4 protein-coding genes are annotated in these 8,222 nt (G+C 45.9%); all 4 read right to left on the reverse strand.

Features of this window, described 5'->3' with window-relative positions; all coding sequences use genetic code 11:
• Window positions 1-540: 540 nt before the first annotated feature.
• Window positions 541-2,199 carry an F-box/WD40 repeat-containing protein gene (locus KBW69_RS22895; protein ID WP_257282423.1) on the reverse strand — a complete coding sequence of 553 codons (1,659 nt, stop codon included), beginning with the start codon at window positions 2,197-2,199 and terminating at the stop codon, window positions 541-543.
• Window positions 2,200-2,354: 155 nt separating this feature from the next.
• Window positions 2,355-4,088 (reverse strand): F-box/WD40 repeat-containing protein, encoded by a 1,734-nt coding sequence (locus KBW69_RS22900; RefSeq protein WP_257282424.1) that lies wholly within the window; start codon window positions 4,086-4,088, stop codon window positions 2,355-2,357.
• 280 nt (window positions 4,089-4,368) lie between these two features.
• Window positions 4,369-6,249, reverse strand: a complete 1,881-nt coding sequence (locus KBW69_RS22905) for an F-box/WD40 repeat-containing protein (RefSeq protein ID WP_257282425.1) — start codon at window positions 6,247-6,249, stop codon at window positions 4,369-4,371.
• A gap of 292 nt (window positions 6,250-6,541) precedes the next feature.
• Window positions 6,542-8,222, reverse strand: a 1,681-nt coding sequence (locus KBW69_RS22910; protein ID WP_257282426.1) for an F-box/WD40 repeat-containing protein, incomplete at its 5' end; no start/stop codon positions are given.

Here is an 8,222-nt window from a genome sequence, read left to right on the forward strand (position 1 = left end):
GTAGAAGCCCCATTCTGGTTAACCTCAACGATAAAACGGTAGGTCTGTGATTCAACCGTGCAGACGAATGGCACAACGATCAATACGTGCAAAAGTAGACTTTTAATGGTTCTATCCTTTGCTTTTTTATGGGTAGGAGCAGTGAGGATAGACCAGAGAATAAGGAGCAAGGAATCAAAACAGAGTGGTTCATGGATTCTCCCATCCATTTCAAATATGCAGAAATTTTACTGAAACGCCGATGTTTTATACCTGATGACTGTCGTAAAAACCGGTTTGAGAAGAGCGATGAACTCAGGGACGATGACAGAGCTACAGCAGGGCGATTACCTGGCCCGGATGAGGTTCACCTGAATCGTCGAATGCGGGTTGTGATGACGACTGTTGAGCAGAGAGCTGTATATGTGAAACCTGGAGTGACAAAGCCATCATACACATCGATAGGGTTACTACCATTGAGGCCGCCCGGATGTTGAAGAGAGTGAACCGACATTGCTGTCATTGTTGTTTCGAGGGTTCATGCCTGGTTCCACTAGATCGTCAATCTTTCCAACCTAGTTCAGTGATTGTCGCCTCACAATCAAAACCGGCGGTCAACACGTGTCGGCTATCGGCACTGAAGGAGGCTGAGGTGATCCAATTCTTGTGGGAAATGATGGCCTTTTCCAGCCATGACCCATTGGCTCCCAAACCATAAATTTTTGCCGTTTTATCATCACTGGCAGTCACCACAAGGCATTCATCAGGACTGAAGGTAGCTGACCAGATCGCATCTTCGTGGGCAATGGTGGCTGTTTTTACCCATAATCCGGGGGCCTCATGGCTATAAATGTACGCCGTGTTAGCAATACAGGCGGCCACATGACGGCCACTGGCGCTGAACCGGGCTGAGTTGAGTTCCCCATCGTGCCAAATAATGGCTTCTTTTACCCATGATCCAGGTGCCTTATGGCCATAGATCTTCACCGTGCCATCTGTACTGAAGGTCAACAAATGGCGGCCATCGCTGCTGAATTCGGCGAATACGTTTGTTTTACCATGGGAAATGGTGGTTATTTTTTTCCATGATCCATCGGTCTGCAGACCACGGATTTTTGCCTTACCATCACTACTGCTTGTTACCAGGTAGCGACCATCGGTGCTGAAGGTGGCACAATAGATAGTATCCCCATGGGTAAAGGTGTCTTTTACTGTCCACGTTCCATCGTCGTCCTGAACGTAAATGGCGGCAGTGTGCTTTCGATCGGCGACCAACAGATGATGACCATCGGAGTTTAAGCTGGCAAACACAACCGGAAAATTATGCTGAATGGTGGTTTTTTCTTCCCATAGTCCACCGGTCTCCAGTCCATAGATTCTCACCGTCGCATCACCACAATTGGCGGTCACCACATGGCGGCTATCAGAAGTGAAATTGACCGACCGGAGCGTAGTGTTATCAGAAATGGTGATTTTTTCTTCCCATGATCCATCGTCCCCCAGATCACAGATTTTCGCTTTGCCATAAGGAGAGGCAGTCACCAGATGACGGCTATCGGGACTGAAGTTGGCTGATTTGATGAATCTTTTATGGCAAATAGTGTTTTTCTCTTCCCATGATCCACCGGCCTTCTGACTATGGATTTTCGCTACATTATCCGCAACGGTCATTACATGGCGGCTATCGGGGCTGAAATTGCCGCCCTTGATGTGGTACTTCTGGGATATTTTGGCTTTTTCCACTAACTCAAACTGTTCACATTGAGACATCCGTTGACTGTTGGTGAAAAGGAGCAGAGCGGTAAAGTAAGCATTATTTCGTTGTTTTACGAGTGACTCGACAGCCTCCTTATTCACAATCGGCTTCAACCAATCACAGAGTTGTTGATCATCTTTTGCCGTAATGAGGGTCTTGAGTTGATATTGGTGTGGTTCAGGGAACCGTCGAAACCATGCGCTTTCCACAGCCCTGTCCTGTTTTACAAGAGTGTGAAGATATTTGCATACCTTTGCTAAACGGGTAACCCCTCGAAAATCCAGGCAGCGAATGATTTTGGAATGAATCTCTACGGGTAAATGGAAGAATGCAGGTTCAATGCTGTTTTGTACAGTCACCTCCCTGCTCACACTGACACCTCTTGGTGTTTCCTTCAGTCGAGTTTGCTTCAAGGTTGACGAGAGTGAAGCGTCAATGCTGGAATGGCTGTTCGTGAAATGCATGTCTGTGCCTTAAAAGTTAGTATTTATCCTCGGTTAGAAAGGACATTTAAATGGATTGAAAGCTTAGAACCGATTTCAGAGTGAAAGTTCAAAACATTGAAGTCAGTGAAACTCAGCAAAAACAGCGCCCTGATCCGGGAAAACGCTTCGCACGTTCATTTCTGCAAAAGTGCTTCTAATGGTTCCCTGCTTTTAGAGGGTTTTATGCTCATTCGATCATCCATTGTTCCTCCCTTTCTTAGTTCAGTGATTCTCACCTTCATATCTGCACTGACGGTCAAAGCATACCGACCATCGGCGCTGAAGGTGGCTAAGACGACTGCACTATTGTGTTGAATGGTGGCTTTTTCTACCCATGATCCATTAGCCACCAGACCAACAATTTTTGCCGTTTTGTCGTAACTGGCGGTCACAACAAGGCAACCATCGGGACTGAAGGTGGCTGAATGGACGCGATCATTGTGAACAATGGTTTTCTTTTTTACCCATAATCCCTCGCCATTGCGGCCATAGATGTTTGCCGTTCCATCATGACTGGCAGTCACCACATGGCGAGCATTGGCGCTGAAGTTGGCCGAGGTGATCGCCACCTCGTGTGGAATAGCAGCTTTTATTAACCATGATCCACTGTCTTGGAGACTATAGATTTTTGCCGTGCCATCCTCACTTTCGGTCACCACATGGCTGCCATCGAGGCTGAAGTTGGCTGAGTAGACAAAATCACGATGAGAAATTACGGCTGCCTTTTGCCATGAACCATCGTCTTGCAGGTTATAAATTTTCGCCTTACGATCTTCACTAGTGGTTACCAGATGATGACTGTTAGCATCGAAGGTAGCTGAGAGGATCCCACCCTCATGGGTAATGTTAGCTTTAACTTCCCAAGATCCGTCTTCCTCCTCACTATAGATTTTTGCAGTCTTGCCAAAACTGAAGATCAGCGCATGACGGCCATCGGGGCTCAAACTGGCATACCTGATCAGAGCATTATGTTTAATCGTGGCTTTTTTTTCCCATGATCCATCGGTCTCCTGGCCATAAATTTTCAATATCCCCGAAGCGGCGGTCACTGATAAGCGGCCATCAGCAGTGAAAGTAGCCGATTTAACCATTTCATCATGGGCTATGGTGGTTTTTACTTTCCATGATCCATCGTCCTTCTGGCCATAGATTTTTGTAGTCTTAATGCTATCGCCACCGGCGATCAATAAACTATGGCCATCGGAGCTGAAGCTGGCTGACTGGACCAAAGCATTATTATTAATAGTGGCTTTTACTTTCCATGACCCATCGGCCTCCTGGTCACAGATGTTCACCGTTTTATCGCGACTGACGGTCACCAGGTGACAGCTATCGGCACTTAAGGTGGCTATGTAGATACCTTTAAGATGGGTAATTTCGGTTTTTGTCTCTAAGCTCAATGTTTCACATTGAGACATCAGTTTACTTTTGGTGAAAAGAATCAGGGCAGGAAAATAAGCGTTATCTCGTTTTTTTACGAATGACTCGACAGTGCCCGAATTCGCAAACGGACTCAACCAATCACGGAGTTGTTGATCATCTTTCGAAGTAAAGATGGTCTTCAATTGATATTGGTGTGTTGAAGGAAACCGACGATACCATGCTCTTTCCAGAGCTTTATCTTTTTTAACAAGACCGTGAAGATATTTGCATACCTTTGCCAAGGCGGCAATCTCCCGAAAACCCAAATAGCGCATAATCATGGACTGTGTTAAGTCGGGCAAATTGAGGAATGAAGGTTCATTTTTGTCATTTACAATAACGTCCCTGCCTGCACTGACACCTGTTGGTGTTTCCTCCAATCGGGGCTGCTCAGATTCTGGCGTGAGTGAACCGTCAATGGTGGAATTGCTGCTAGTAGAGTACATGCCTGTTCCTTTAAAGCTCCAAGGTCGGTATTTATCCTCGGTTAGAAAGAATATTTAAGATTGATTGAGGGCTTAGACCCGGTTTGAGAGTGAAAGTTCATAACATTGAGTTCAGTGAACCCAAGCAAAAGCAGGGCCCTGATCCGGGAAAATAACAGTAAGACACTTTTTCATTGAGAGCCCGCTGCAAATAACGCTGTTTTTAAATCGGTTATCATCAAAAACACGCTTAATTGCCGGTCGTTTTAGAGACAGATTGTACAAAAAATGATTACTCGCTTTACACGTTCATTTCTGAAAAAAGCGCTTCTGATGGTTCCCCGCCTTTAGCGGGTTTTATGCTCATCCGATCATCAACCGTTCTTCCCTTTATTAGTTCAGTAATTCTCGCTTTGTTATCTTCGCTGATGGTCAACACATATCGGCCATCGGCATTGAAGGTGGCTGAGGTGACTGCACTCTCGTGTTGAATGGTGGTTTTTTCTACCCATGATCCATCAATCCACAGACCATAAATTTTTGCCGTGTGATCTCTGCTGGCGGTCACCACAAGGCTACCATCGGGACTGAAGATAGCAGATATGAGCTGATCCTGGTGGGCGACGGTGGCCTTTTTTACCCATGATCCATCGCCCTTCCTGGTATAGATTTTCGCCGTTTTATCATGACTGGCGCTCACCAAATGGCAGCCATCGGCGCTAAAGGCGGCTGAGATGACCGCCCCATTGTGTTGAATGATGGTTTTTTTTTCCCATGATCCACCATCCTCCCAGCCATAGATTTTTGCCGTGTTATCTTCACTGGCGGTCACCACATGGCGGCCATCGACGCTGAATTTGGCGGAGTGGAGCAAATGATCATGGGAAATGGTGACTATTTCTTGCCATGATCCATCCTCCTGAAGGTCACATATTTTCGCTGCCCCATCAACACTCATGGTTACCAGATGACGGCAGTCGGCGCTGAAGCTGGCTGATCTGACATGATTATTGTGGGTAATGGTGGCTTTTACTACCCATGAATCACTGTCATCCTGACTATAGATTTTCAGAGTGTAATTTCTACCGACGACCACCACATGACGGCTATCGGCGCTAAAGCAGGCCAACTTGACCAGACTTCCATGGTTAATGGCGGCTTCTGCTTCCCATAACCCATTGTCCTTCTGGCCGTAGATTTTTATGGTGTGACCTATATCGGCAACCACCACACGACGACCATTGGGGCTCAGGCTGGCGAACCAGATCTGAGCATTGTGATTAATAGTGGCTTTTTCTTCCCATGATCCATTGGTCTGCAGGCCATAGATTTTTATCCTACTATCGAGACTGGCGGTCAGCACAGTGCGGCCATCAGCACTGAAGGTGGCTGAATTAACTAATCCAGCATGGATAATGATGGTTTTTTCTTTCCATGATCCATCGTCCTTCTGGCCGTAGATTATTGCCGTCTCAAGATTATTTCCACCGGCAATCAACAAATGACGGCCATCGTAACTGAGGCTGGCCGATAAGATGCGACCATGATGGTTGATACTGGCTTTCTCATTCCATGATCCATCGGTCTTCTCTCCACAGATTTTCACCGTATTATCCAAACTGGCGGTCATCAAGTATCGGCTATCGAAGCTTAAGATGGCTTTCCGGATAGAGGCAGGATGGGTTATTTCGGCTTTTGTCTCTAACTTGAATCTTTTACATTGAGACATCAGTTTACTTTTGGTGAAAAGGGACAGAGCAGGAAAAAAAACATTATTTCGTTTTTTTACCAGTGACTCGACAGTGCCCGCATTGGCAAACGGTTTCAACCAATCACTGAGTTGTTGATCATCTTTTGTTGTAAAGATGATCTTTAGTTGATACTGATGTGTTGAAGGAAAACGACGATACCACGCTCTTTCCAGAGCTTTATCTTTTTTTACAAGCTCGTGTAGATGTTTGCACACCTTTGCTAAAGCGGCAATCTCCCGAAAGCTCAAACAGCGAATAATCATGGACTGTGTTAAGTCGGGCAAATGGAGGAATGAAGGTTTATTTTTTTCATATAGAGTAACCTCCCTGCCAGCACTGACGCTCGTCGGTGTCTCATCCTCCAATCGAGGTCGCTTAGGTGTTGGCGGGAGTGAAGTGTCAATGCTGCCATTGCTGTTACAAGAGTGCATGTCTGTTCCTTCAAAACTCAATAGTCAGTATTTATGCCTGTTAGAAAGAGCATTTAAAATGGATTGAAAGCTTAGAACCGATTTCAGAAAAAAAGTTCATAAATTTGCGGTCAGTCAAACAAAGAAAAAAAAAGTCCTGATCCGGAAAAATAACAGGAATAAACTTTTTCATTGACATCCCACTGCAAAAGTTGCCATCAGGTTCTCAATATAAGGTTGTTTTTAAATCGGTTATCATCAAAAACACGCTTAATTACGGGTCGTTTCAGGGGCAGATTGTACAAAAGAATGATTACTCGCTTTGCGCATTCATTTCTGCAAAAAGTGCTTCTGATGGTTCTCCGCCTATAGCGGGTTTTATGCTCATCCGATCATCAATTGTTTCTTCCCTTCCTAGTTCAGTGATTCTCGCCTTACACTCAAAACCGGCGGTCAACACGTGTCGGCTATCGGCACTGAAGGTGACTGAGGTGAGAAAGTTCTTGCGGGAAATGATGGCCTTTTCCAGCCATGATCCATTGGTTCCCAAACCATAAATTTTTGCCGTTTTATCGTAACTGGCAGTCACCACAAGGCATTCATCAGGACTGAAGGTGGCTGACCGGATCACCTCTTTGTGGGCAATGGTGGCTTTTTTTACCCATAATCCTGGGGCCTTCTGGCTATAAATGTACGCCGTGTTATGAATACAGGCGGCCACATGGCGGCCACTGGCACTGAAATGGGCTGAGCTGAGTTCCCCTTCCCCATCGTGCCTAATGATGGTTTCTTTTACCCATGATCCAGGTGCCTTATGGACATAGATTTTCACCGTGCCACTTCTACTGGCGGTCATCAAATGGCGGCCATCACTGCTGAATTCGGCTGATAAGACTGCTTTACCATGAGCAATGGTGGTTATTTTTTTCCATGATCCATCGGTCTGCAGACCACGGATTTTTGCCTTACGATCACTACTGGTGGTTACCAGGTAGCGACCATCGGTGCTGAAGGTGGCACAATGGATAGTATCTTCATGGGTAAAGGTGTCTTTTACTGTCCACGTTCCATCGTCGTCCTGAACGTAAATGGTCACAGTGTGTTCTTGATCGGCGACCAACAGATGATGACCATCGGAGTTTAAGCTAGCAAACACAACCGTATAATTATGCTGAATGGTGGTTTTTTCTTCCCATAGTCCACCGGTCTCGTGGCCATAGATTTTCACCGTCGCATCGTCACCACTGGCGGTCACCACATGGCGGCCATCAGAAGTGAAATTGACCGACCTGAGCGAAGTGATATCAGAAATGGTGATTTTTTCTTCCCATGATCCATCGTCCCCCAGATCACAGATTTTCGCTTTGCCATGAGGAGTGGCAGTCACCAGATGACGGCTATCGGGACTGAAGTTGGCTGATCTGATGTATCTGTTATGGCAAATAGTGGTTTTTTCTTCCCATGATCCACCGGCCTTCTGACTATGGATTTTCGCTTCATTATCCGCAACGGTCATTACATGGCGGTTATCGGGGCTGAATTTGGCGTCCATGATCGAGTACCTCTGGGACATTTTGGCTTTTTCCACTAACTCAAACTGTCCACATTGAGACATCCGTTGACTGTTGGTGAAAAGGAGCAGAGCAGGAAAGTAAGCATTATTTCGTTGTTTTACGAGTGACTCGACAGCGTCCTTATTCACAATCGGCTTCAGCCAATCACGGAGTTGTTGATCATCTTTTGCCGTGAAGAGGGTCTTTAGTTGATATTGGTGTGGTGCAGGGAACCGTCGAAACCACGCTCTTTCCAGAGCTTTATCTTTTTTTACAAGCTCGTGTAGATGTTTGCACACCTTTGCCAAAGCGGTAATCTCCCGAAAGCTCAAACAGCGAATAATCATGGACTGTGTTAAGTCGGGCAAATGGAGGAATGAAGGTTTATTTTTTTCATATAGAGTAACCTCCCTGCCAGCACTGACGCTCGTCGGTGTCTCA

The sequence above is a fragment of the Endozoicomonas sp. ISHI1 genome (assembly GCF_024606225.1).
Classification (GTDB): Bacteria; Pseudomonadota; Gammaproteobacteria; order Pseudomonadales; family Endozoicomonadaceae; genus Endozoicomonas_A.

What these genes read in the sequence shown, in the direction of transcription:
- KBW69_RS22895 (WP_257282423.1), bottom strand. Translation starts at nt 2,199, where the DNA reads ATGCATTTCACGAACAGCCATTCCAGCATTGACGCTTCACTCTCGTCA.
- KBW69_RS22900 (WP_257282424.1), bottom strand. Translation starts at nt 4,088, where the DNA reads ATGTACTCTACTAGCAGCAATTCCACCATTGACGGTTCACTCACGCCA.
- KBW69_RS22905 (WP_257282425.1), bottom strand. Translation starts at nt 6,249, where the DNA reads ATGCACTCTTGTAACAGCAATGGCAGCATTGACACTTCACTCCCGCCA.